At 71.4% G+C, this 21,147-nt stretch carries 23 protein-coding genes and 1 pseudogene; 9 read left to right on the top strand and 15 right to left on the bottom strand.

The features are described 5' to 3' along the window. A pseudogene (locus EDF55_RS13280) lies at nucleotides 1-311 on the bottom strand (hypothetical protein); the annotation flags it as partial. A gap of 186 nt (nucleotides 312-497) precedes the next feature. Here EDF55_RS13280 and EDF55_RS13275 point away from each other — a divergent pair. From EDF55_RS13275 to EDF55_RS13250, 6 genes are all read left to right on the top strand, one after another. After that, entirely contained in the window at nucleotides 498-2,960 is a 2,463-nt protein-coding gene (locus EDF55_RS13275; protein WP_123655411.1) for a phosphoketolase, read from the top strand. Nucleotides 2,961-3,071: 111 nt separating this feature from the next. After that, nucleotides 3,072-3,413, top strand: a complete 342-nt coding sequence (locus EDF55_RS13270; RefSeq protein WP_123655410.1) for a hypothetical protein — start codon at nucleotides 3,072-3,074, stop codon at nucleotides 3,411-3,413. Further along, nucleotides 3,400-3,615, top strand: coding sequence for a hypothetical protein (locus EDF55_RS13265; RefSeq protein ID WP_123655409.1), 216 nt, complete (start codon nucleotides 3,400-3,402; stop codon nucleotides 3,613-3,615). Before EDF55_RS13270 ends, EDF55_RS13265 begins: the two co-directional genes overlap by 14 nt. Nucleotides 3,616-3,641: 26 nt before the next feature. After that, nucleotides 3,642-4,325 (top strand): fumarylacetoacetate hydrolase family protein, encoded by a 684-nt coding sequence (locus EDF55_RS13260; protein WP_221180754.1) that lies wholly within the window; start codon nucleotides 3,642-3,644, stop codon nucleotides 4,323-4,325. Nucleotides 4,326-4,498: 173 nt separating this feature from the next. Beyond that, entirely contained in the window at nucleotides 4,499-5,440 is a 942-nt protein-coding gene (locus tag EDF55_RS13255; RefSeq protein ID WP_165931304.1) for a sugar phosphate isomerase/epimerase, read from the top strand. Between the two features lie 10 nt (nucleotides 5,441-5,450). Continuing rightward, nucleotides 5,451-5,630 (top strand): hypothetical protein, encoded by a 180-nt coding sequence (locus EDF55_RS13250; protein ID WP_123655406.1) that lies wholly within the window; start codon nucleotides 5,451-5,453, stop codon nucleotides 5,628-5,630. Here the strand turns inward: EDF55_RS13250 and EDF55_RS13245 are convergent, their stop codons facing one another. The 7 genes from EDF55_RS13245 to EDF55_RS13220 all read right to left on the bottom strand — a co-directional run bounded on the left by EDF55_RS13245 (nucleotide 5,631) and on the right by EDF55_RS13220 (nucleotide 11,689). Further along, nucleotides 5,631-5,960: a hypothetical protein gene (locus EDF55_RS13245; protein WP_123655405.1), complete on the bottom strand. Its 330-nt coding sequence runs from the start codon at nucleotides 5,958-5,960 to the stop codon at nucleotides 5,631-5,633. It abuts the gene before it with no gap. Then, nucleotides 5,957-6,538, bottom strand: a complete 582-nt coding sequence (locus EDF55_RS13240; RefSeq protein ID WP_123655404.1) for a hypothetical protein — start codon at nucleotides 6,536-6,538, stop codon at nucleotides 5,957-5,959. The genes EDF55_RS13245 and EDF55_RS13240 overlap by 4 nt, the downstream gene beginning before the upstream one ends. After that, complete coding sequence (locus EDF55_RS13235; RefSeq protein ID WP_395870332.1) at nucleotides 6,535-7,260, bottom strand: RNA polymerase sigma factor; 726 nt, start codon at nucleotides 7,258-7,260, stop codon at nucleotides 6,535-6,537. The genes EDF55_RS13240 and EDF55_RS13235 overlap by 4 nt, the downstream gene beginning before the upstream one ends. Before the next feature lie 81 nt (nucleotides 7,261-7,341). After that, nucleotides 7,342-7,497 (bottom strand): hypothetical protein, encoded by a 156-nt coding sequence (locus EDF55_RS18855; protein ID WP_165931305.1) that lies wholly within the window; start codon nucleotides 7,495-7,497, stop codon nucleotides 7,342-7,344. Nucleotides 7,498-7,645: 148 nt separating this feature from the next. Then, complete coding sequence (locus EDF55_RS13230; RefSeq protein ID WP_123655403.1) at nucleotides 7,646-10,210, bottom strand: ATP-dependent DNA ligase; 2,565 nt, start codon at nucleotides 10,208-10,210, stop codon at nucleotides 7,646-7,648. Further along, nucleotides 10,207-11,097, bottom strand: coding sequence for an SDR family oxidoreductase (locus EDF55_RS13225; protein WP_123655402.1), 891 nt, complete (start codon nucleotides 11,095-11,097; stop codon nucleotides 10,207-10,209). Before EDF55_RS13225 ends, EDF55_RS13230 begins: the two co-directional genes overlap by 4 nt. 34 nt (nucleotides 11,098-11,131) lie before the next feature. Continuing rightward, a complete protein-coding gene (locus EDF55_RS13220; protein ID WP_123655401.1) occupies nucleotides 11,132-11,689 on the bottom strand; it encodes a hypothetical protein in 558 nt (185 codons plus the stop codon). 103 nt (nucleotides 11,690-11,792) lie between these two features. Between EDF55_RS13220 and EDF55_RS13215 the strand changes: the two genes are divergently transcribed. Beyond that, nucleotides 11,793-12,785 (top strand): Ku protein, encoded by a 993-nt coding sequence (locus EDF55_RS13215; protein ID WP_123655400.1) that lies wholly within the window; start codon nucleotides 11,793-11,795, stop codon nucleotides 12,783-12,785. Here EDF55_RS13215 and EDF55_RS13210 read toward each other — a convergent pair. Then, on the bottom strand, nucleotides 12,782-13,285 hold the full coding sequence (locus EDF55_RS13210) for a DUF6328 family protein (RefSeq protein ID WP_123655399.1): 504 nt from the start codon (nucleotides 13,283-13,285) through the stop codon (nucleotides 12,782-12,784). The genes EDF55_RS13215 and EDF55_RS13210 overlap by 4 nt on opposite strands. 59 nt (nucleotides 13,286-13,344) lie before the next feature. On the opposite strand from EDF55_RS13210, the gene EDF55_RS13205 reads away from it, so the two are divergent. Continuing rightward, nucleotides 13,345-13,950: an antibiotic biosynthesis monooxygenase gene (locus tag EDF55_RS13205; protein WP_123655398.1), complete on the top strand. Its 606-nt coding sequence runs from the start codon at nucleotides 13,345-13,347 to the stop codon at nucleotides 13,948-13,950. A 3-nt stretch (nucleotides 13,951-13,953) separates the two neighbouring features. On the opposite strand, the gene EDF55_RS13200 is transcribed toward EDF55_RS13205, so the two are convergent. Genes EDF55_RS13200 through EDF55_RS13175 form a run of 6 tightly spaced genes read right to left on the bottom strand, consistent with a single transcriptional unit; the run spans nucleotide 13,954 to nucleotide 19,566 of the window. Continuing rightward, nucleotides 13,954-14,556, bottom strand: coding sequence for a TetR/AcrR family transcriptional regulator (locus EDF55_RS13200; protein WP_123655397.1), 603 nt, complete (start codon nucleotides 14,554-14,556; stop codon nucleotides 13,954-13,956). Next, the gene (locus tag EDF55_RS13195; protein ID WP_123655396.1) at nucleotides 14,553-15,251 is read right to left on the bottom strand and encodes a DUF998 domain-containing protein; all 699 of its coding nucleotides are present in this window, start codon (nucleotides 15,249-15,251) and stop codon (nucleotides 14,553-14,555) included. The genes EDF55_RS13200 and EDF55_RS13195 overlap by 4 nt, the downstream gene beginning before the upstream one ends. Before the next feature lie 33 nt (nucleotides 15,252-15,284). Then, nucleotides 15,285-16,223, bottom strand: coding sequence for a Ppx/GppA phosphatase family protein (locus tag EDF55_RS13190; RefSeq protein ID WP_123655395.1), 939 nt, complete (start codon nucleotides 16,221-16,223; stop codon nucleotides 15,285-15,287). Between the two features lie 30 nt (nucleotides 16,224-16,253). Beyond that, a complete protein-coding gene (locus EDF55_RS13185) occupies nucleotides 16,254-17,114 on the bottom strand; it encodes a ribokinase (RefSeq protein ID WP_123655394.1) in 861 nt (286 codons plus the stop codon). Next, nucleotides 17,111-18,541 (bottom strand): MFS transporter, encoded by a 1,431-nt coding sequence (locus EDF55_RS13180; protein WP_123655393.1) that lies wholly within the window; start codon nucleotides 18,539-18,541, stop codon nucleotides 17,111-17,113. Before EDF55_RS13180 ends, EDF55_RS13185 begins: the two co-directional genes overlap by 4 nt. A gap of 5 nt (nucleotides 18,542-18,546) precedes the next feature. Continuing rightward, nucleotides 18,547-19,566, bottom strand: a complete 1,020-nt coding sequence (locus tag EDF55_RS13175) for a nucleoside hydrolase (RefSeq protein WP_123655392.1) — start codon at nucleotides 19,564-19,566, stop codon at nucleotides 18,547-18,549. Nucleotides 19,567-19,729: 163 nt separating this feature from the next. Here EDF55_RS13175 and EDF55_RS13170 point away from each other — a divergent pair, with 163 nt between their 5' ends. Continuing rightward, nucleotides 19,730-20,728, top strand: a complete 999-nt coding sequence (locus EDF55_RS13170) for a LacI family DNA-binding transcriptional regulator (protein WP_260235929.1) — start codon at nucleotides 19,730-19,732, stop codon at nucleotides 20,726-20,728. The last annotated feature ends 419 nt before the right edge of the window (nucleotides 20,729-21,147 follow it).

The raw sequence follows: 21,147 nt of genomic DNA, 5'->3' as shown, positions 1-21,147 counted from the left end.
TACGTGACCGAGCCGGCGGTGATCGGGAAGGACACGGCGCCGTCGGCGAGCTTGGCGGAGCCGGACACGCCGGGGGTGAGCTTCAGCGCGGTGAGCGCGTCGGTGAAGCCGGAGTCGAGGGCGACGGAGGTGTTGCCGCCGAGGACCTCGGGCACCGATGCGACCGGGGCCGGGATCTTCGAGGACGACGACGCGACCGTGTGGATGGTCGGGGTCGAGGCCTGCGCGGCCGAGACGCCGAACCCGGCGCCGCCGAGGATGATCGCGCCGGCAGCGGCGAGGGAGACCGTGGTCTTGGTGAACTTGCGCATGGGAACTGATCCTTTGCTGTGGTGAGGCTTCTCCGGCACGCACCTGTGCGTACACCGAGCACCGGCCGTGTTCGACCGGAGAGCGCCCTGGGCATTTGCCCTGTGCAGATGATTCGGCACCCCGCCCGGAACGGATTGGACGAGTTTCTGGATTCCTTCCGGTGCCCGGATCCGTAGCGTGGGGTCATGGCTCCTGAGCACCTGGCGACGACCGACCGGATCCGCGCGATCGACGCGTGGTGGCGCGCGGCGAACTACCTGACCGTCGGGCAGATCTACCTGATGGAGAACCCGCTGCTGTCCCGCCCGATCGAGCCGGAGGACGTCAAGCCCCGGCTGCTCGGACACTGGGGCACCTCCCCCGCACTCAACTTGATCTACGCGCACTGCAACGCGCTGATCAGTTCCTCCGACCGCGACATGCTCTACGTCTGCGGGCCCGGCCACGGCGGCCCGGCGATGAACGCGAACGCGTGGCTCGACGGCACCTGGCAGGAGCTCTACCCCGGCACGACGCTGCAGCGGTTCTTCCGGCAGTTCTCCTTCCCCGGCGGCATCCCGTCGCACGCGGCACCCGAGACCCCCGGCTCGATCAACGAGGGCGGCGAACTCGGCTACTCCCTCGCGCACGCGTACGGAGCGGCGCTCGACAACCCCGATCTCGTCGTCACATGTGTGGTGGGCGACGGCGAAGCGGAGACCGGCCCGCTGTCCGGCTCCTGGCAGGCGCACACCTTCATCGACCCCGTCGCCGACGGCGCCGTGCTGCCGATCCTCAACCTCAACGGGTGGAAGATCGCCAACCCGACCGTGCTCGCGCGCATCCCCGGCGAGGACCTGACCGCGTACTTCCGCGGTCTCGGGTACGAACCGATCGTCGTGGACTCCGCACGCGTCGACGACGACCCCTTCGCCGTGCACGCGCTCTTCGACGGCGCACTCCGCCGGGCGCTGGCGACGATCGACGACATCCAGGCGGCCGCACGCGGCCAGGCGGCGCGCGCAGCGGCCAGCGAGATGGCCGGCGCGTCGGACCTGCGTCCGCGCTGGCCGATGATCATCCTGCGCACCCCGAAGGGCTGGACCGGCCCGAAGGAGGTCGACGGCGAGCGCGTCGAGGGCACCTTCCGCGCGCATCAGGTCCCGCTGCCGGCGGTGCGCGAGAACGACGAGCACCGCGCGCAGCTGCAGGCGTGGATGGAGTCGTACCGTCCGGCGGAGCTGTTCGACGAGGACGGCGAGGGCGTCGGCATCCTCGAGGGCATCCGGCCGGTCGGCGACAAGCGGATGAGCGCCACCCCGCACGCGAACGGCGGTCGGATCCGGACGGCGCTCGACCGGCCGGGGCTGTCGTCGTACGCGGTCGAGGCCGGGACGCCCGCGTCGGCCACCGGCACGCTCGGCCCGTGGATGGCGGCACTCACCGCGCAGAACCCCTCGTCCTTCCGCCTGTTCGGGCCGGACGAGACCGTGTCGAACAAGCTCGACGCGGTCTTCGACGTGACGAACCGGGTCTGGCGGGCGGCGAACAGTGCCGACGACGAGCACATCGCCCCGACCGGACGCGTGATCGAGATCCTGTCCGAGCACCTGCTCGAAGGGATGCTCGAGGGCTACGTGCTCTCCGGCCGACACGGTGTCCTCAACACGTACGAGGCGTTCGCGCACATCATCGACTCGATGGTCGGCCAGTACGCCAAGTGGCTGGAGTCGTCCGCGGACATCGACTGGCGCGCCCCCGTCTCGAACCTGACGATCCTGCTCTCCTCGCACGTGTGGCGGCAGGACCACAACGGTTTCTCCCACCAGGACCCCGGGTTCCTGGACGTCGTCGCGTCGAAGCAGCAGGACTTCGTCCGCATCAAGCTGCCCGCCGACGCGAACACCCTGCTCGCCGTCGCCGAGCACGCCCTCGAGACCACGAACCGCATCGAGGTGATCGTCGCCGGCAAGCACCCGGAGCCGGTCTTCCTCTCGCTGGAGGACGCCGTCGCGCACGCGTCCGCGGGTCTCGGCGTGTGGGACTGGGCGGGCACCGAGGAGTCGGTCGGCCGTGCCGACGTGGTGCTCGTCAGCGCCGGTGACGTCCCGACCGTCGAGACCGTCGCCGCAGCGGACATCATCCGGAAGCACGCCCCCGACGTCGGCGTGCGGGTCGTGAACGTCGTCGACCTGCTGGCGCTCGGCGACACCCGGAAGCACTCGCACCCGGTGTCCGACGAGCGCTACGACGAGCTCTTCCTGCCCGGTACCCCTGCCGTCTTCGCGTTCCACGGGTACCCGTCGCTCGTGCACCAGCTCACCTACCGTCGCCACGGACACGACGACCTGCACGTGCACGGGTTCCTCGAGCAGGGCACCACCACGTCGCCGTTCGACATGCTCATCCGCAACGAGATGGACCGCTTCGCACTCGCACACGACGCCCTGACCCGGGTGGCCGACGGGTCCGACCGGTTCGCCTCGCTGCTCGCGAAGCTCTCCGAGGCGCGTGACGCCGCCCGTGCCTACGCCTACACGAACGGAGAGGACCACCCCTCCGTCGACGGAAGGGAGTTCTCCGGGTGGCCGCAGGATGAGCCCGCCTCGGGCGGGACCGGGGGAGACCCGGGCGAGGGCGAGACGGAGGGCGCGGCGCCGGGTCGCTGAGGCCCGCTTCCGTCATCGACGGTCGCTCCACAGCCTGGAGGCTCGGCTCGCCGTCCACAGATCGGCGCACGGTCCACCCACGGCCCGGTCCAGGGCCCCACGATGGCCCACATGGACGGTGCATGGATCGGGTGGACGGGTGCGCTCGTCTCGGTGGTGAGTGCCTGCGGTGCGGTCGCAGCGACGGTGGTGACGGTGCTCGAAGGGCGTGCCGCACGGCGAAATACCGGTTCCTTGGCCCATCGCGACCTGTGGTGGCAGCGTTGGTCCTGGGTTGCCGAACGCGCTTGCTCGTCGGAACCGTCCGGCCGCGAGTCGGCGGCGCTGATGGTCCACGCGCTGGTCACGCGCGAGTGGGTCACCGAGGACGACTGGTGGGTCCTCCGTGAACTCGAGCAGCGCGAGCGCACACGCGAGCCACGTCCAGGAGAGGAAGACGATGATGATCTCTGACGAGAGCGACAAGGACTTCAAACGACACCTCGACGTCCTCGAGCTCACGACCCCGAAGCTGCTGGCACACCATCACTACGGACCGATGATGCGTGCGCAGAACGCCGAGGAAGAGCTGCGCCAAGCCCGCATGGAATGGCGGGAGCGGCAGGAGCGCGCACGAGCGCGGAAGCTCCGGTACGAAGCGTCGTTCGCCGACTGACCGGCACGGCGTGGCACGCTGGAGCAGTGTCCGACCTCGTGATCCCGGCCCCGTCCGTCCCGACGCTCCCGACGTCCACCGGCGGGCGGTTCCCCGTCCGCCGCGTGTTCTGCGTCGGACGGAACTACGCGGCGCACGCGCGTGAGATGGGCCACGACCCGGACCGCGAGCCGCCGTTCTTCTTCACGAAGCCGGCCGACGCGATCGTCGCGGACGACGCGGACACCCCGTACCCGACGGAGACCGAGCGTCTGGAGCACGAAGTCGAGCTGGTCGTGGCGATCGGCACGGCCGGATCGGACATCGACCCCGCACACGCCCTCGAGCACGTGTGGGGCTACGCCGTCGGGCTCGACCTCACCCGACGTGACCTGCAGGCCGAGGCCAAGCGGCTCGGTCGCCCGTGGGACATGGCGAAGGGCTTCGACGCCTCCGCCCCGATCGGCACGCTGGTGCCCGCTGCCGGCGTCGACCCCACGGCCGGCACGGTCGAGCTCCGCATCGACGGGGAGATCGCTCAGACGGGCGACCTCGCCGAGCAGATCTGGTCCGTTGCCGAGGTCATCGCGACCCTCTCGCGGTTCGTCCGGCTCGAACCAGGGGACCTCGTGATGACCGGGACGCCGGAGGGAGTCGGCCGCATCGAGCGCGGCGCACTGCTCGAGGGCGAGATCGTGGGCGTCGGACGGGTCGTCACGCGCGTCGCCTGACCCGGCGAGTCAGGTGGCCAGATGACGCGGGTGTTTCGAACCGCTGGGACAACTCCGAGCCGCGGAGAGTACCACTGAGCCTGACGCCGCGCGGGAACCCGGCGTCGTGATCACTGGGCGGGGACGACGGGTCGGGGACGACCGCCGCAGCGCCGCCGGATTCGAGGTGCGACGTGCTGGAACACGACTTGCTCGCCACGTCCTGGACATGGGACGGCGACGAACCCATCGACGAGCGCGTCCGCGCCGTCGGTGACGCCGGGTTCGCGGGGATCTCCCTCGCACTCGACGACCTGCACGAGGTCCGCGCCACGATCGGCTTCGCCCGACTCCGCCGGATGCTCGACGACGCCGGCATCGTGTGGGTGCAGCTCGGGACCCTCGGCAACTGGTGGACCTGCACGAGCCGCACCACCGGTGAGGACGCCGACCGCGGTGTGCTGCTCGAAGCCGCCGCCTCACTGCGCGCCTGGCAGGTCGTCGCACGGGCGGACGTCACGCTGCCCGGCGTCTCCCCCACCGCGATGCTCGACGACTGGGGCGTGCTCGCCCGCCAGGCCGACGGCGTCGGCGCGCAGCTCGTGCTCGAACCCGAACCGTGGTCGAACCTGCCCACCGTCGAACGGGCATCGCGGTTCATCACCGCAGCCGGGGCCGGCGGGCTGCTCCTCGACGCCATGCACGCGCTTCGCGGCGGCTCCACGCTCGCCTCGATCCGTCAGGGTGTGATGCCCTCGACCCTCGCGGCCGTCGAACTCAGTGACGGCCTGCTGTCCACACCGAGCGGGATGACGCTCGCCGACGAGTCCCGGGACGGCCGGTACCTGCCGGGCGCCGGCGCGTGGGACATCCCCGGCTTCATCCGCATCGTCCGTGAGCTGGGCTACGACGAACCATGGGGCGTGGAGGTCCGGACCCCGGCGCACCGTGCACTCCCCATCGCGGACGCACTCCGCACCGCCGCTGCCGCCACCCGTGCGGTGCTCGACGCCGCCGACGCGTTCGGCGCTCCGGCGGCACCCGCGATGCCGACGTCGCCGGCCCCGACCTCGGCGGTCGACTTCGAACCGCTGCACCGCCCACGGCGGGAAACCGGCTCAGGCGCGCCCGCGTAACGTCGTCGCCATGAGTGAGCAGGCACCCACCGGAGACGACCGACTGCTGCGGGAGTCGCAGGACACGATCGACGAGGCGAAGGCGGCTGCGGCCGAGGTCGTCGAGCCGTCCGAGGACGAACTCATCGACGAGGACCTCCCCGTCGCGGACGACGCCGAACCCGCGGACGGACCAGCACCCGCCGCCTGATCAGGTGATCTCGACGACCCGGACCGTGACGTCCGTCCGCCGCTGACCGACCTCGTCGGCGAGGCTCGACACGATCGCGTCGCGGACCGCGCGGACGCTCGCGATCGCCGGACGGCCGGCATCCACCGTCACCACGGCGCGGACACGCACCTGGTCGGCCCGGTCCTCGACGAGCACGGCGCCGCCGTCCCGCGGCAGGTCCAGCACCGAGCGGACATCGCGCACCAGCACGGCGAGACTCGGGCCCGGCGGGATCACCGACCGGACGCCCGGGACGGCGAGGGCCGCTTCGGTGGCCATCCGTGACAGTGCCCGCGTGTCGGGTCTCACGACGGTCTCCTCGGGGTCAGGACGTCCGCCACGCGGACCGTCAGGGAACGCACCGGGAACGGCGCGTGGTCGGCCAGCGCCGCCGCGACCATCGTCCGGAGCGTGTCGGCGCGTGCGCGGAGCGGCGCGTCAGCCGTCACCGCGATCGTGACCTCGACGTCGATCGGCGCACCAGCGGTCCCGACGTCGCCGGTGAACCGGGTGCGTCGCACGAGCACACCCGGCACCGTGTCGCCGAGCGCGCGGACGAGCCCGCGGAGTGCCCCCTCGGTCACGACGAGCGTGGAGTCGGGGTCGTCGTCGGGGACCGGGATGTCCCGCCCCGCGTGCGCGGTCGTCCGGATGGTCGCGAGGACCCCCGAGATCCAGGCCTCGTCAGCACCCTGAGCCGCGCGGACGTCCGCCGCGAGGAGGTCACTCGACGCCTCGCGCAGCGCTCGGAGCCGGCCGAGCGCCCGGGCCGCATCGGGGTCGCGCTCGATGTCGTCGCGCACCGGGTCCTGGCCGGAGTCGAGGTAGTCGGAGAGCTCGTCCAGCGTGAAGGCACCGTAGCGGTCGTCGACGTCGTCGTCGTTCATCGCCACCCCTCCATCTGCGTCAGCACCGTCCGCCTCGCCCGCGCGAGTGCACCACGCACGGCCGCCGTCGACATCCCGGTCTCCTCCGCGATCTCGGCGTAGGACGCGCCGCCGACCTCGCGCATCACCCAGACTGCACGCTGCGCATCGGGCAGGTTCTGCGCGATCCGGGCGAGTTCGTCCACCTGGAGCCGCGCGATCACGACCTCGTCCACCGGTCGCTCGTCACTCGCCTCCGGGACGGCTTCGAGGTCGAGGTGCGGGTGCCGCCGACGGAGCCGGTCGAGCGCCTTGTTCGCAGCGATCCGGAACAGCCAGGAGCGCACACGGTCCGGGTCCTCGACGCGGTCGATGCGCTGCCACGCCTGGAGTGATGCCTCCTGCACGGCGTCGTCGGCCTCCCCGTCGCCGTGCCCGAGGATCCGAGCGGCGTAGGCGCGCATGAGCGGACCGTACCGGCGGATGAGCACGCCGAACGCTGCGGTGTCGCCGTCAGCCGAGCGCTCGACGAGCGAGCCGTCGGACAGCGACGAGAGCGGCTGGTCCTCGGTCAGGAGTCGGCCTTCCGGATCGGTTTCGGGTTCCTGCGTGACGAATCGTCTGCTCAGGACGTCTTTGTGTACGTGCCCATCATCCGCGCTGCACGCGCGGGTGACCTGAGCGCGCCGTGGTCGGTCATCCCTGAACGACCGGCCACGGCGCTTCGGCGGCGGCCCGTGCACTCCCTGATCCGGTGCGCGGGCCGTCCCCACGACCAGCGTCAGCGTCAGCGTCAGCGTCAGCGTCAGCGCTGATGGTGCGGATCAGTCGTCGACCTCGTCGCCGAGGAAGTCCGCGTACGTCACCTCGGAGTCCGTGATCACCGCACCCGGGTCGATCGGCTTCCGAGTCGCCTGGTCCCCCGAGATCGCGACGCGCTCCTCCGGAGTGAACGGTGGCAGGTAGTTGCTCGCGCTCATCGCCACGCCCTTTCGTCCCGAGGAACGTAACAGTCACGCGGGTTTTCCTCAGTGATCGTCACGAATTCGTCCCCCGCCGGGAAGCCGGACGGGGGACGGAAGTTCGCCTCCAGCGGACCTCATGCGGATGCATGCGACGAGTGCGCGCTCACTCTCGGACGACGTCCTCCGCCGACTTGTCGAGGCGCCAGCCCCGCCACGACGGCTGCCGGAGCCGTCCGTCAGCGGTCCACTCCGCGAACTCGACCTCACCGACGCGTTCGGGCGTGACCCAGTGGGCGTCACGGGCGTCCGGTCTCGGGACGTCGACGAGGGGTGACGTCTTCCGCTCCAGCGGCCCGAGGACGCTCGCGATCTCGTCGAGGTCACGGTCACGGAAGCCGGTCCCGACCTTGCCGACGTACTGCAGACCGTCGTCGCCGGGGATCCCGAGGAGCAGGGATCCGACGCCGCCCGCACGCCGACCGCTCCCGGGCTTCCACCCGGCGACCACGACCTCCTGCGTGGCGTGGTGCTTGAGCTTCAGCCAGGCCTCGGAGCGCCGGCCCTCGGCGTAGCGGGAGGAGCGCTTCTTCGCCACGACACCCTCGAGCCCCTCGGCCTCGGAGTCCGCCATGGCTCGGTCGAGGTCGCCCTCGTACGCCTTCGGCACGTCGATCGCCCCGCCGGGCTCGACGACGGTCTCGAGGGCTTCCCGACGGTTGTCGTACGCGAGCCGGGTCAGGTCGTGCCCGTCCGCTTCGAGCACGTCGAAGAGCAGCAACCGCACCGGGGTGCGTTCACGCGCGGCGTCGACCTCCCGCTTCTTGGTCAGTCCCATCCGGTTCTGCAACAGCTGGAAGCTCGGTCGTCCGCGGTCGTCGAGCGCGACGATCTCACCGTCGAAGACCCCGTCGACGCCGGCTCGCTCGCCGAGTTCCTGGAGTTCGGGGTACTGCGCCGTCAGGTCGTTGCCGTTCCGGCTCCGGAGCGACACCGAGCCGCCCCGGACCGTGGCGAGCGCACGGACACCGTCCCACTTCATCTCGAACGCCCACGCTCCGGTGTCCAGCGTCGGCTCGCCCTTCGCGAGGGTCGCCTGCATGGTGCGGCGCTCGACGGGGTCGGTGGAGGAACTCGCAGCTCCGGCGATCCGCTCGCGACCGTCGTCGTCGCGCCCGGCCGAGTGACCGGCGGTGCGGGGAGCGCGGGGAGCGGGCGTCCCCCCTGACGCGTCGGCCGTGGGGTCCGGCTGCTCCTTCGTCAGGTGGATGAGCCAGTTCTTCTCGTCGCCGTCCCGCCCGCGACCACGACCGCGCGTGTGCAGGATCGCGAGGCGGCGGTTGCCGTTCGTCCGTCCGTGCAGCGTGACGATGACCTCTTCGCCCTCGCGCCACTTCTCGAGCTCGTACGTGCCGTCGTCCCAGATGGTGACGGTCCCGCCGCCGTACTCGTCCTTCGGGATGGTGCCCTCGAAGCCGCCGTACTCGAGCGGGTGGTCCTCGGTCATGACGGCGAGGTGGTTCTTCCCCGGGTCCGTCGGCTCCCCCTTCGGCAGCGCCCAGCTGACGAGCACGCCGTCGTGCTCGAGGCGGAAGTCGTAGTGGTCCCGGGTGGCGTGGTGCTCCTGGATGACGAAGGTCGGGGTGCCGTCCTTCCGGACCGTCGGCGCGTCCTGCGGGACCGGTTCGGGGGTCTTGGACGCATCCCGCTTCGCACGGTAGGTCGACAGGCGGTCGTTCGCCGGGCCTCCGGCTCGGTCCTGCCGTTCCGCGTCGTTCGCCTGCTGGGTCCGGTCGCTGTCCCAGTGCCCCTCGTCGGCCCTGCCGACGGCCAACGACGCGGCCGCCACCGGGTGCAGGAAGTCGCCGCGGTCCTCCACCCGCTCGAGGACCTCGTCCAATGTCAGCTGGGCCAGCCCCTTCTCGGTGAGTTCCTTCCACGTGCGCGGTGCCGCGACGGTCGGGTGCGAACGCCCGCGGAGCGAGTACGGCGCGATCGTGGTCTTGTTCCCGTTGTTCTGCGACCAGTCGACGAACACCTTGCCCTTCCGCTCGGCGCGGCTCATCGACGACAGCGCCAGGTCCGGCATGTCCTGCTCGAGTGCCTTCGCGAGTTCGTGAGCGACCTCGGAAACGTGCTTCGTCGCGGAGCGGCCGTCGAGCGCCGCGTACAGGTGGATGCCCTTCGAGCCCGACGTCACCGGGTACGGGTCGAGCCCCATGCCCTGCAGGACTTCGCGCGCCGCGACCGCCACCTCCACGCACTCGGCGAGACCCACGCCTTCCCCGGGGTCGAGGTCGAGCACCAGCCGGTCCGGGTTCTGCTGCGCACCCCGCGGGCCGAACCGCCACTGCGGCACGTGGAGTTCGAGCGCAGCCTGCTGCGCCATCCACACGAGCGTCGGCAGGTCGTCCACGATCGGGTACTCGTTGTCGTGCTCGGAGTGCTGGATCGTGTGGTGACGGACCCAGTCCGGCGCGGAGTCGGGCAGGTTCTTCTCGAAGAAGACCTTGCCGTCGACGCCGTTCGCCCACCGCTTCCGGGTCACCGGTCGGCCCTTGACGTGCGGGATCATCCACGGTGCGACGCGCTCGTAGTACTCGATCACGCGCCCCTTCGTCGTGCCGGTCTCCGGGTAGAGCACCTTGTCGAGGTTCGTCAGCGCGAGCCGCCGGTCCCCCACCAGGACCGTCGTCCTGCGCGCGACGGTGCTCGCCCGCGCCGGGCTCACAGCGCCACCCCGGTCGCTCCCGCCACCGTCAGCGTCGTGCCGGACGTGTACGACGACTCGGGCCCGGCGAGGTAGACGTAGGCGCTGCCGAGTTCCACGGGCTGCGCCGGTCGGCCGAACGGGGTGGCCTGGCCGTACGCCGCGATCTCGTCCCCGGGGTAGCTGATCGGCTGCAGCGGCGTCCACACCGGCCCCGGCACGACCGTGTTGGCCCGGATCCCCTTCACCGCGAGCTGCCGTGCGAGGCCGTTCGTGTAGGTGATGATCGCCGCCTTCGTGGCCGCGTAGTCGATCATCCGGGCCTGCGGTTCGTACGCGGACACCGAGCTCGTGGTGACGATCGCGCTCCCCGGGGCCATGTGCGGCACGGCCGCACGGACCAGCCAGAACATCGCGTAGACGTTGGTCTTCATCGTGCGGTCGAAGTCCGCCGTCGACTGCTCGGTGACGTCGTCGTGCACCTGCTGCGCGCCGGCGACGAGCACGAGCGCGTCGAGCCCGCCGAGCTCACTGACGGCGGTGCGGACGAGTTCGGTGCAGAAGTCCTCGTCGGTGAGGTCGCCGGGCAGCATCACGGCGTTCCGTCCGAGGTCGGCGATGAGGTCCCGGACCTCGGTCAGGTCGTCGATCTCCTCGGGCAGGGCGTTCAGCGCGACGTCCGCGCCTTCCTTCGCCATCGCGATCGCCGCCGCTCGGCCGATCCCGGAGTCCGCACCCGTCACGAGCACCCGGTAGCCCGGCATCCGACCGGTGCCGAGGTAGCTCGTCTCGCCGTGGTCCGGCGGCGGGTCCATCTCGCTGGCACGCCCGGACCCCTGCTGCGTCTGCGCGGGGAACGGCGGGCGCGCGTACTTCGTCCGCGGGTCGTCCTTGTCGAGCTGGCTCATGCGCCCATCGTGCTCGCGGAGGCCGCGCGGCGGTTCAGTTCGACGACTCCTGTGGAGGAACACCCCTCGGAACGTCGCTGTGGACAGGGAAGGAGGGGCGTGCCAGCAGTGCGGCGACCGGCCGACGCCACCGCGCCCACGTCACGGCCTGCTGCGTCGCGAGCCCGGTCCAGATCGCCGCACTGATCCACGCCGTCGGCGACCCCGTGACGGCCGAGCCCACGCTCAGCGCCACGATCACCACGCCCAGCGCCGCGGCGACGAGTCCCATCGTCAAGTCGTCCTGCCGCTGGGCCACACGCGGCCGCCAGACAGCATCGGGGACGTCGTCCGGGACGGTACCGCTCCTGATCCACTGCCGGGTCTCGACCACCGCGAGCCGTCCGCCGCGGCGCTGCCAGCCCCACCACGTCCCGACCGGGGCGAGCACGAGGAGGACGACGGCGCCGCCGATCAGGAACCCGGCAGACGGGTCGCGGCCGACCGCACCGTAGAGGAGCCCGACCGCCAGCCACACCGCCGGTACGGACACCGCGGCGAGTGCGAGCCGCCACAGGGCACCCCGATCGACGTCTCCCCGGTGCCCCGCCATGTGCCCGACGGTACCGCTCGGCACGGACGGCGTCCGCTCTCCGCAGCCTCCGGATCGCCCGGAGATCCGCACGCGACCGGCTGGACACGGGCATCATGTGCCCATGAGGTCGATCTGGAAGGGCTCCATCGCGTTCGGGCTGGTCAACGTGCCGATCAAGGTCTACGCCGCCACGGAGACGCACGACGTCTCGATGCACCAGGTCCACGACGAGGACAAGGCACGTATCCGCTACAAGCGCGTCTGCGAGCTCGGGCACGAGGTCGAGTACGCCGACATCGAGCGCGCGTACGACGACGGCGAGAAGACGGTGGTCCTCACCGCCGACGACTTCAAGAAGCTCCCGCAGGAGCAGTCCCACGAGATCGAGGTGCTCGAGTTCGTGCCGGTCGACCAGGTCGACCCGATGATGTTCGAGAAGACGTACTACCTGGAGCCGGACTCCCGCTCGCCCAAGGCCTACGTCCTGCTCCGGAAGACGCTCGAGGAGACGGACCGTCTCGCGATCGTGCAGTTCACGCTGCGGCAGAAGACCCGGCTCGGTGTGCTCCGCGTGCACGACGACGTCCTGCTCCTGCAGGGGCTGCTCTGGGGCGACGAGGTCAGGGCCGCCGACTTCAAGGCCCTCGACACGTCGGTGAAGGTGAGTGCGAACGAGCTGAAGATGTCGTCGTCCCTCGTCGAGAGCATGTCCACGGACTTCGATCCGGACCGCTACACCGACGAGTACCAGGTCGAGCTGCAGCAGCTCATCGACGCCAAGCTCGAGTCGGGTGACGACATCGACACCGAGAAGACGTTCGGGGAGCAGCCGGAGTCCGACGACGAGGGCGGCGACGTGATCGACCTGATGGCCGCCTTGCGTGCGTCCGTGGACAAGAAGCGGACGGGAGGCTCGGGGTCGCGTTCGTCGTCGAGCTCGCGGTCGTCCGGGTCCGGGTCCGGAGCATCGGGTTCCGACACGAAGCGGGCGCCGGCCACGAAGAAGGCACCAGCTGCGAAGAAGGAGCCGGCGAAGCAGGCAGCAGCTGCGAAGAAGGCGTCGGCGAAGAAGCCCGCGGCGAAGTCCACCACGGCGAAGAAGAAGGCGAGCTAGTCGGTCTCGTCCCTGGCGGTCCGCCGCAGGGCGAACGGCAGCGAGGTCCAGAGCACGCCGGTCCCGATGAACACCGCCGCGCCGCCGACGATGCCGCCGATGCGCCCGAGCACCACGTCGAACACGAACAGCACGGTGCCGGAGAACAGCAGTGCACTGGCGATCAGCGTGACGATGAGGATGATGTTCCCGGCGCGCACCAGGTCGTGCTTCTGCCGCTGCCGGAACACCAGGCGGTGGGTGGCCACGGCGGAGAGTGCGACGACGGTGACCACGACCGCCAGGACGACGAGGACCAGGTAGATCGTCTCCTGCCGGTCTGTCAACGACGTGAAGCGCTGCTGGAACGGCAGCGTGAGCAGGAACCCGGCGAGGATCTGCGTCCCGGTCTGCACGATGCGGAGCTCCTGCTGGATGTCGACCCAGTTCCGGTCCCAGCGCTCCGTCGGGGTCTCGTGCCGCCCCCGCTCCGTGTCCGATCCCGTGCCGCCCGTGCTCATGCCCCCGAACCTACCCAGCGCGTCACGAGCGTGAAACACGGTTCGGCGAGACTGGTCCCATGACTCCACAAGAGCCAGGGAGCCTGCAGTCGTCACCCGAGACCGCAGGCCCGCCCGTCACCGTGTCCATCACCCGTCTCGTCGAACCCGAGCGCATCCCCGAGGTCACCCGGTGGGTGCAGTCCGGGGTGAACCTCGCGAACCGCTACCCCGGCTTCCTCGGCTCCGGATGGGTCCGCTCCCGTGCACAGTCCCGCGAGTGGCACATGCTCTACCGGTTCGCCGACCACGACTCCCTCGCCACGTGGGAGAACTCCGACGACCGGCTGCGGTGGCTCGACCTCGGCAGGGACCTCGTGGTGGAGTCCCGTGTCGAGAAGCGCACCGGGATCGAGGGCTGGTTCGACGTCCCCGAGGACACCCCGGCGTCGAGCGCCCCGCCGCGGTGGAAGCAGGCGGTGAGCATCTGGCTCGGCTTCTTCCCGGTGAACCTCGTGTTCACGATCGTCGTCGGGCTGCTCGTGCCGTCGTTCGCGGGCCTCTCGGCGCTGCCGCGCGTCCTCATCACGACGCTGATCCTCACGCCGATCATGACGTTCTGGGTGCTGCCCTTCGTGACGCGTCTGATCCGCCCGTGGCTGCTCGCCCCACCCAGACAGCGGTAGCCGTCAGCGCCCCGGGTACGACCCGGTGTGCCCGAGGGCGCTCCACCCGACGTCGAGCAGGACCGGGCGCGCCTCGGCGGCCGAGGCGTCGTTCTCGTAGGTGAGCGAGAGCACGATGAGCGCACCGAACGCGCCCGTCACCCGGGCTCTGCGGTCGAGCGTCACGGCCGCGGGGTCCGCCATGTCGATGCCGAACATCCCGAGCAGGGCGGCCGCCATCGGCTCGAGGCGTTCGCTGACGTCGTCGCCCCGGCGGAGGGCGAGTCCGGCGAGCGCGAACTCCGCCCACCCGGGCCGCGCGAGTGCGAGGTCGGTGACGGCCGCCAGGGCAGCGGCATCCCGTTCCGGGCCGACCGCACTGCGGGCGACCGCGTCGCGGATCGCCTCGGTCTGCTCGATGCACCGTCGGACCGCGGCTCCGACGAGCGCGTCCTTGCTGGTGAACCGGGCGAGGACCGCGGCCTTGGAGTAGCCCGCCTGGTCCGCGACCGCCTGCACCGCGGTGTCCTTGATCCCACGGCGTGCGATGAGCCCGGCGGCGATGTCGAGGAGGTCGTGCTCGATCTCCGCGCTGGTCTGCCGGCCACGGCTGCGGGGGCCGGTCATGCGCGGGCCGCTGCCCGGCGACGGAGGACCCCGGTGAGCAGCAGCCCGCCAGAGAGGAGCTCCCACGCGATGATCGTGTACACGGAAGCACGCTCCCACACGCCGTCCGGCAGGAGTGTGATCGCCGTCGAACCCGAGTCCACGAGGAGCATCACCAACGACACGAGGCCGACGACGCCGAGCACGATGCTGGCGACCCGGTAGCCCCGCGGCGCGTCCACCGCCCGGGACGACGCCCCGGCGACGATCGCCACGACGTTGCCGCTGGTGATCGCGACGGCGGCCCCGAGCACGTGCAGGACGATCGCGCCGTCGTCCACGCTGGCCTGGCTGCCGTGGAACAGTCCGACGAGGGTGATGCCGACGAAGTGCGCGACCACCAGGACGGCGACGGCCCGCGAGGCGCTCCGCGACGTCGACGCGACGGCCCGGGCGACGAGCAGCCCGGCCAACGCGAAGAGCACACCGTGCCCGATGAACACGGTGTTCATGACGGCGCTCAGCGGCGAGTCGATCGTCCGGCCCTGGAAGATGCCCACGTCGGGGACCCCGAGGTCGGAGATGTAGTTCGTGGCGTAGCTGTACGCCGGGAACGCCGAGGCGGTGACCGCTTCCCCGATCAGCCACCCGATGCCGGCGAGCAGCCAGAGGACGGCGGGCACGACGGACAGGCGGGGACCGAGCGAACGATGCATGTGACCATTGTGGTCACAGAATGACCAGAATGGTCAAGCGCCGAGCACGGAGAGCTGGTCGAGCCGCTCCAGGATCACGCCCTCGCGCAGCGCCCACGGGCAGATCTCCAACGACGGCAGGTCGAAGATGTCCAGGCACGCCTCCGCGACGAGCGCTCCCGGCACGATCTGGTGGGCGCGGCTCTCGGAGACACCGGGGAGCGTCGCGAGCTCCTCGACCGACATCGCGAGCAGCGCCGGCAGCTGCTGTCGGAGGACGACCCCGTCGAGCGACCGCGGCACGAGCGGCCCGGCACCCGACGGCGCGGCTCCGCAGATCCGCGCGATCGACCGGAACGTCTTCGAGGTCGCCACGGCCCGGTCGGGCGCCCCGGAGCGCAGGAGCTTGCCGGCGTCGCGGGCGATCTCGACACGGATCTCGTGCCGGATCCGACGGACGTCGTCCGCGGTCGGGGTGCCGGACGCGAAGAACGACCGCGCGAGCCGGGCCGCCCCGATCGGCATCGACCACGCCACGTCGGGCGCCTCGTCCGCACCGCCGGCGATCTCGAGCGAGCCGCCGCCGATGTCGAACACCGCGAGCCGGCCGGCGGACCAGCCGAACCAGCGGCGCACGGCCAGGAACGTCAGCCGGGCCTCGTCCGAGCCGGAGAGCACGGCGAGCTCGACCCCGGTGCGGTCCTCGACGTGGGCGAGGACCGCTTCGGAGTTCACGGCGTCACGGACGGCCGACGTCGCGAACCCGAGCATGTCCTCGCAGCCGCGCTCCTCGGCGACGCGCACCGACTCCGACACGAAGTCGGTCAGCGCGTCGATGCCGAACTGCGTGACCGCCCCGCGCTCGTCGAGGTGCTCGGCGAGGCGGAGCGGCTGCTTGTACGACGACGCCGGCAGCGGCGCGGCGCCGCCGTGGGCGTCGACCACCAGGAGGTGGCCGGTGTTGGACCCGATGTCGAGGACTCCCACGCGCATGTCTGCAAGATACAAGCCGGGAGGCTGTTCCTACGCCCGCAGGAACGCCTCGAGCTGGTCGGTGGTCGGGTACGACGCCTGCGCCCCGGCCCCGGTCGCGGCGTACGCCCCGACCCCGGCGGCGAACCGCGCCGCGTCGACGAGGGAGTCGCCGGCGGCGAGCCGGAGCGCCACGGCACCCATGAACGCGTCGCCGCAGCCCGTGGTGTCGACGGCCTCGACCGGGATCGCCGGGACCTCGACGGGCTCGGCGTCGCCGTCGTGCACGATGCTGCCGTCGCCACCCCGGGTGACGATCGAGCGGGCGACGCCGTGGTCGCCGAGCTCGGCGGCCTCGTGCTCGTTCACCAGCAGCACGTCGGTGAGGTCGAGGAGCTCGCGGGGCACGTCGCCGAACGGGGACAGGTTCGTCAGGACCGTGACCCCGGCGTCGTGCGCGGCACGGGCGGCGGCGAGGACCACGTCGATCGAGACCTCGAGGCAGAGCCCGAGCACCGCGGCGCCCGTGAAGGCGTCGGCAGGGACGTCGTCCGGCGTCAGCGTGGCGTTCGCGCCGCCGGAGATCACGATGGTGTTCTCCCCGTGCGCGTCCACGGTGATGACGGCGGTGCCGGTGGCCACGCCCTCCCGGACGGCGACGTGCGTGGTGTCCGCACCCGCGGCCGCGACGGAGTCGCGGAGCAGCGCACCGTTCCCGTCGTCGCCGACCGCGCCGATCATGCGCACCGTGCCCCCGAGCCTCCCGGCGGCCACCGCCTGGTTGGCGGACTTGCCCCCGGGCAGGGTGGCGAGGTCGGACCCGTGCAGGGTCTCACCGGGCTTCGGGAAGCGGTCGGTGCGGACCACCAGGTCCGCGTTCAGCGACCCGACGATCACGATGGTGTCGGTCAACGGACGGTCTCCTTCTGCGGGGCGACGGACGTGGTCTCGGCGCTCTCCGGACGGGGGATCAGGAACGACGTCGCCAGGGCGGCGATCGTGATCACGGCACCGAGCAGCATCCCACCGGAGTAGCCGGCGGTCCCCGCTGACCCGCCGACGCCGAGGGCGATCTGCAGGGCCGGCAGCACGGCGAAGCTGACGCCGGCGCCGAGGTTGAACGCACCCGCGTTCAGGCCGGGCAGGAAGCCCGGGTTCGAGTCCGGGGACAGGACGATGCCGAGGCCGTTCAGGATGATGTTCGCGATGCCCGCGTAGGTGATGCCGATCAGGACGGTCGCGACGACGAGGACCGGCAGGGAGTGCACGCCGACGAACGCCATCAGCAGCGTCGCGACGATGCTGCCGATCAGGCCGACACGCAGGATCGCGCGGTAGCCGATCGTCGGGGCGAGGCGACCGGCGAACGGGCCGACGATCCACCCGACCAACGCGTACGGCGTGAGGAACACCAGGGAGGCGAGGTCGGCCTCCATCCCGAAGCCGGCGTCCGGGTTCTGCGCGAGCGACGTGACGAGGCCGTTCACGACGGCGAAGACACCGGTCATCGTGAGGAAGGTCGTCGCGAGGAGCGCCCACGTCGCCCGGCGCTTCAGGAACCGGGTCTCGACGAGCGGCTCCTTGACGCGGGACTCCACCGCCCAGAACACGGCGAACGCGGCCAGCGCGACGACGATCCCGCCGATGACGACGAGCGGGTTGGCGGCGCCGAGCTTCCCCGCCTCGTTGAAGGCGGTGAGGAGTGCGCCGACCGAGACGACGAGCGGCACCACCCCGATCCAGTCCATCCGGGTGCCGGCCGACGGCTTCGACTCGACGCCCCAGACGGCCACCATCGCGAGCGCGATGACCGTGACGACGGCGATCACCCAGAAGATGCCGCGGAAGCCGAAGTTCGTGGCGATCCACCCACCGGCGAGCGAGTCGATCCCGGCGATGCCGCCGTTGACCGCGGTGAGCAGACCGAGCGCGGCGCCGTAGCGCTTCGGGTCGGCGATCTCGTTGCGGAGCACGAGGAGGCAGATCGGGACGACCGGACCGGTGACACCCTGGATGATGCGGCCGGTGAAGAGCATCGGGACGTTCACCGCGAGCGCCGCGACGATGCTGCCGACGAGCATCACGGCGAGCATGCCCACCAGGACGCGCTTGCGGCCGACGATGTCGGACAGGCGCGGCAGGAACAGCGAGAACAGCGCGGCGAGCGTGAAGTACAGGGTCTGCGAGAGCCCGATCGTCGCGTCGTCGGTGTGGAGCTCCCTCGCCATGGTGACCAGGGCGGGGCTGAGCATGCTCGCGTTCAGCTGGAACGCGATGCAGGCTGCGAGGAGCGCGGCGGTGAGTGCGCCGATCGACTTCTTCGTCGATGAGGTGGTCATGTGCGTCAGGCCTTCTCGGTGGTGGTGACGGTGGTGCCGGCTTCGACGGCGGTGGCGGCTGCGCGGGGCGTCCAGCCGGTGTCGGGGGTCTCGCCGATGCGCTCGAGGGCGTCGACGACGAGGTCCCAGAAGCGGCCGTGGTCGAGCTCCATCGCGGCGCTCGTGCGGCAGTCATCCGGGGCGGGGGCACGGAAGTCGGCGACGGTCATGCCGAGGGTCAGCGTGCCCTGGGTCTCGACGTGGATCGGGACCTTCACGGCACGGACGACCGTCGGGTCGATGACGTACGCGACGGCGCAGGGGTCGTGGACCGGCGGGGCGTCGAAGCCCTGCGCGTCCTTGTAGGTCTGGCCGAAGAAGTCCAGCAGCTCGCCGACGAACGCTGCCGGGCCGGTGCCGACGGCCGCGATGCGCGCCGCGACCTCGGGGGTGGCGAGGGCCTGGTGCGTCAGGTCGAGGCCGACCATGACGACGTCCCAGCCGGCGTCGAAGACGATCGAGGCGGCCTCGGGGTCGATCACGATGTTGAACTCGGCGACCGGGCTCCAGTTGCCGACGTGCACACCGCCGCCCATGAGCACGACCTGCTTGACGCGCTCGACGATGCGGGGCTCCTTGCGGGCCGCGAGCGCGATGTTCGTCAGCCCGCCGGTCGGCACGAGCGTGACCGTGCCGGGCTCGTGCGCCATCACGGTCTCGATGATGAGGTCGACCGCGTGCCGCTCGTCGAGCTGGAACGACGGCTCGGGCAGCATCGGTCCGTCGAGGCCGCTCTCGCCGTGGATGCCCTCGGCGACCTCGATCTCGCGGAGCAGCGGCCGGTCGGCGCCGGCGGCGAACGGGACACCGGTGATGCCGGCGATGCGGGCCACGGCGAGGGCGTTCCGGGTGACCTTCGGCAGGGTCTGGTTGCCGACGACGGTCGTCACGGCGAGGAGCTCGATGTCCGGGTTGCCGTGGGCCAGGAGGATCGCGACGGCGTCGTCGTGACCGGGGTCGCAGTCGAGGATGATCTTCTCGGGCACTGGTGCTCCACTTCGCTGGGGATTCCGGTCGTCGCCGTGGTGTCGGGCTCGCCGGTGGTGTCGGTGGCCTGACGCGCCATGCACGCCGCGTCAAGCGTTTGACATCACACATCATCAAACGCTTGACGTCAAGTCCTGCGGGTCCGCTCGGTAGCATCGACGCGTGGCACCCCCTCCCCGGAACAGCCGTCGTGTCACCGCGGCGATGGTCGCCGAGCGCGCCGGGACGAGCATCGCGACCGTCTCGCTCGTCGTGAACGGCAAGGACCGCGGCCGTGTGTCGATCCCGATCGCCACACGGGTCCGCGACGCGGTCGAGGAGCTCGGCTACGTCGTCGACCACGCCGCCAGCTCCCTCGCGCGCGGCAGTGGCGACCTGGTCGTCCTCATCGCGCCGGACCTGTCGAACCCGTTCTTCGCCGAGGTCATCCGCGGCGTCCGGGACACCGTCGGGGACCGCTTCCAGCTCGTGCTCTCCGTCACCGAGCGCGGCGCGCAGCCGGTCGACGCGGACGTCCGGCGCTTCGAGCGGCTCCGGCCCGCCGGGATCCTCGTCGACGCCCCCGCCGCGGGTGAGTCGATGTCCGCGAGCGTCCCCGTCGTGCTGCTCGACGCCCCGGGAGGCGCCGACGCCGTCAACTACGACCTCTCGTCCGGGGTGTCGGCGCTCGTCGCACACCTCGCCGCCGCCGGACACCGGCGCGTCGCGTACCTCGACGGGACGTCACGGGCGACGACGTTCGCCGTCCGCCGGTCCCTGTTCGAGGACGCCTGCACCGCCGCCGGCATCACGGTGTCCCGGACGCGCGCCCAGGCCGACCTGACGATCGACGCCGCTGCCGCCGCCGTCGACGGGGTGGTCGACGACTGGCTCGCCGAGGGCGTCACGGCCGTGGTCGCCGCGGCGGACACCCTGGCGTACGGGGTGCTCCGAGTCGCGGGGGCCCGGGGCGTCGCGGTTCCGGGGAGCCTCGCCGTCGCAGGGTTCGACGACCTGCCGTCCTCGTCGGTCACCGCGCCGGCGCTGACGAGCGTGGCACTCCCCGGCGCCGACCTCGGCCGGGCCGCAGCGCTCCGGCTGCTCGCGACGCTCGACGGCACCTCGGCGCCGTCGCCGGCGCTCCCCACGCGGCTCATCCCCCGCGCGAGTACCGGCGCCTGACGCGCTGCGCCGGGCGCGCGCACCGTGCGCGTGCGCGTGCGCTCCCGCAGCTCCGTCCGCACGCGAGTTCCGACACCGCACAAGTCGAACGACCTCTGCGGTGTCGAAAGATGCACACGCAGAGGATGCGTCCGCAACTTCCGACACGGCAGGAGTCGATCGACCACTGCGGTGTCGGAAGGTGCCGACGCATCGACCGAAGGGGATGTGTCGGCAAGTTCCGACGCGACGCCACTCGAACGACTCTGCGGTGTCGAAAGATGCACACGCAGAGGATGCGTCCGGGAGTTCCGACAGGGCGCAAGTCGAACGACCTCTGCGGTGTCGGAAGGTGCGGACGCACCGAGCGCGAGCGAGCTGCGGGCGCAGGCGCGAGCGAGCCGCGGGCGCGAGCGCGAGCGAGCCGCGGGCGCGGGCGC

The sequence above is a fragment of the Curtobacterium sp. ZW137 genome (assembly GCF_003762905.1).
GTDB lineage: Bacteria > Actinomycetota > Actinomycetes > Actinomycetales > Microbacteriaceae > Curtobacterium.
The sequence above is the reverse complement of the archived record's forward strand: the minus strand, read 5'-3'. Positions and strand labels throughout refer to the sequence as shown.

What these genes read in the sequence shown, in the direction of transcription:
- EDF55_RS13275 (WP_123655411.1), top strand. Translation starts at nt 498, where the DNA reads ATGGCTCCTGAGCACCTGGCGACGACCGACCGGATCCGCGCGATCGAC.
- EDF55_RS13270 (WP_123655410.1), top strand. Translation starts at nt 3,072, where the DNA reads ATGGACGGTGCATGGATCGGGTGGACGGGTGCGCTCGTCTCGGTGGTG.
- EDF55_RS13265 (WP_123655409.1), top strand. Translation starts at nt 3,400, where the DNA reads ATGATGATCTCTGACGAGAGCGACAAGGACTTCAAACGACACCTCGAC.
- EDF55_RS13250 (WP_123655406.1), top strand. Translation starts at nt 5,451, where the DNA reads ATGAGTGAGCAGGCACCCACCGGAGACGACCGACTGCTGCGGGAGTCG.
- EDF55_RS13240 (WP_123655404.1), bottom strand. Translation starts at nt 6,538, where the DNA reads ATGAACGACGACGACGTCGACGACCGCTACGGTGCCTTCACGCTGGAC.
- EDF55_RS18855 (WP_165931305.1), bottom strand. Translation starts at nt 7,497, where the DNA reads ATGAGCGCGAGCAACTACCTGCCACCGTTCACTCCGGAGGAGCGCGTC.
- EDF55_RS13225 (WP_123655402.1), bottom strand. Translation starts at nt 11,097, where the DNA reads ATGAGCCAGCTCGACAAGGACGACCCGCGGACGAAGTACGCGCGCCCG.
- EDF55_RS13220 (WP_123655401.1), bottom strand. Translation starts at nt 11,689, where the DNA reads ATGGCGGGGCACCGGGGAGACGTCGATCGGGGTGCCCTGTGGCGGCTC.
- EDF55_RS13215 (WP_123655400.1), top strand. Translation starts at nt 11,793, where the DNA reads ATGAGGTCGATCTGGAAGGGCTCCATCGCGTTCGGGCTGGTCAACGTG.
- EDF55_RS13210 (WP_123655399.1), bottom strand. Translation starts at nt 13,285, where the DNA reads ATGAGCACGGGCGGCACGGGATCGGACACGGAGCGGGGGCGGCACGAG.
- EDF55_RS13205 (WP_123655398.1), top strand. Translation starts at nt 13,345, where the DNA reads ATGACTCCACAAGAGCCAGGGAGCCTGCAGTCGTCACCCGAGACCGCA.
- EDF55_RS13200 (WP_123655397.1), bottom strand. Translation starts at nt 14,556, where the DNA reads ATGACCGGCCCCCGCAGCCGTGGCCGGCAGACCAGCGCGGAGATCGAG.
- EDF55_RS13195 (WP_123655396.1), bottom strand. Translation starts at nt 15,251, where the DNA reads ATGCATCGTTCGCTCGGTCCCCGCCTGTCCGTCGTGCCCGCCGTCCTC.
- EDF55_RS13190 (WP_123655395.1), bottom strand. Translation starts at nt 16,223, where the DNA reads ATGCGCGTGGGAGTCCTCGACATCGGGTCCAACACCGGCCACCTCCTG.
- EDF55_RS13180 (WP_123655393.1), bottom strand. Translation starts at nt 18,541, where the DNA reads ATGACCACCTCATCGACGAAGAAGTCGATCGGCGCACTCACCGCCGCG.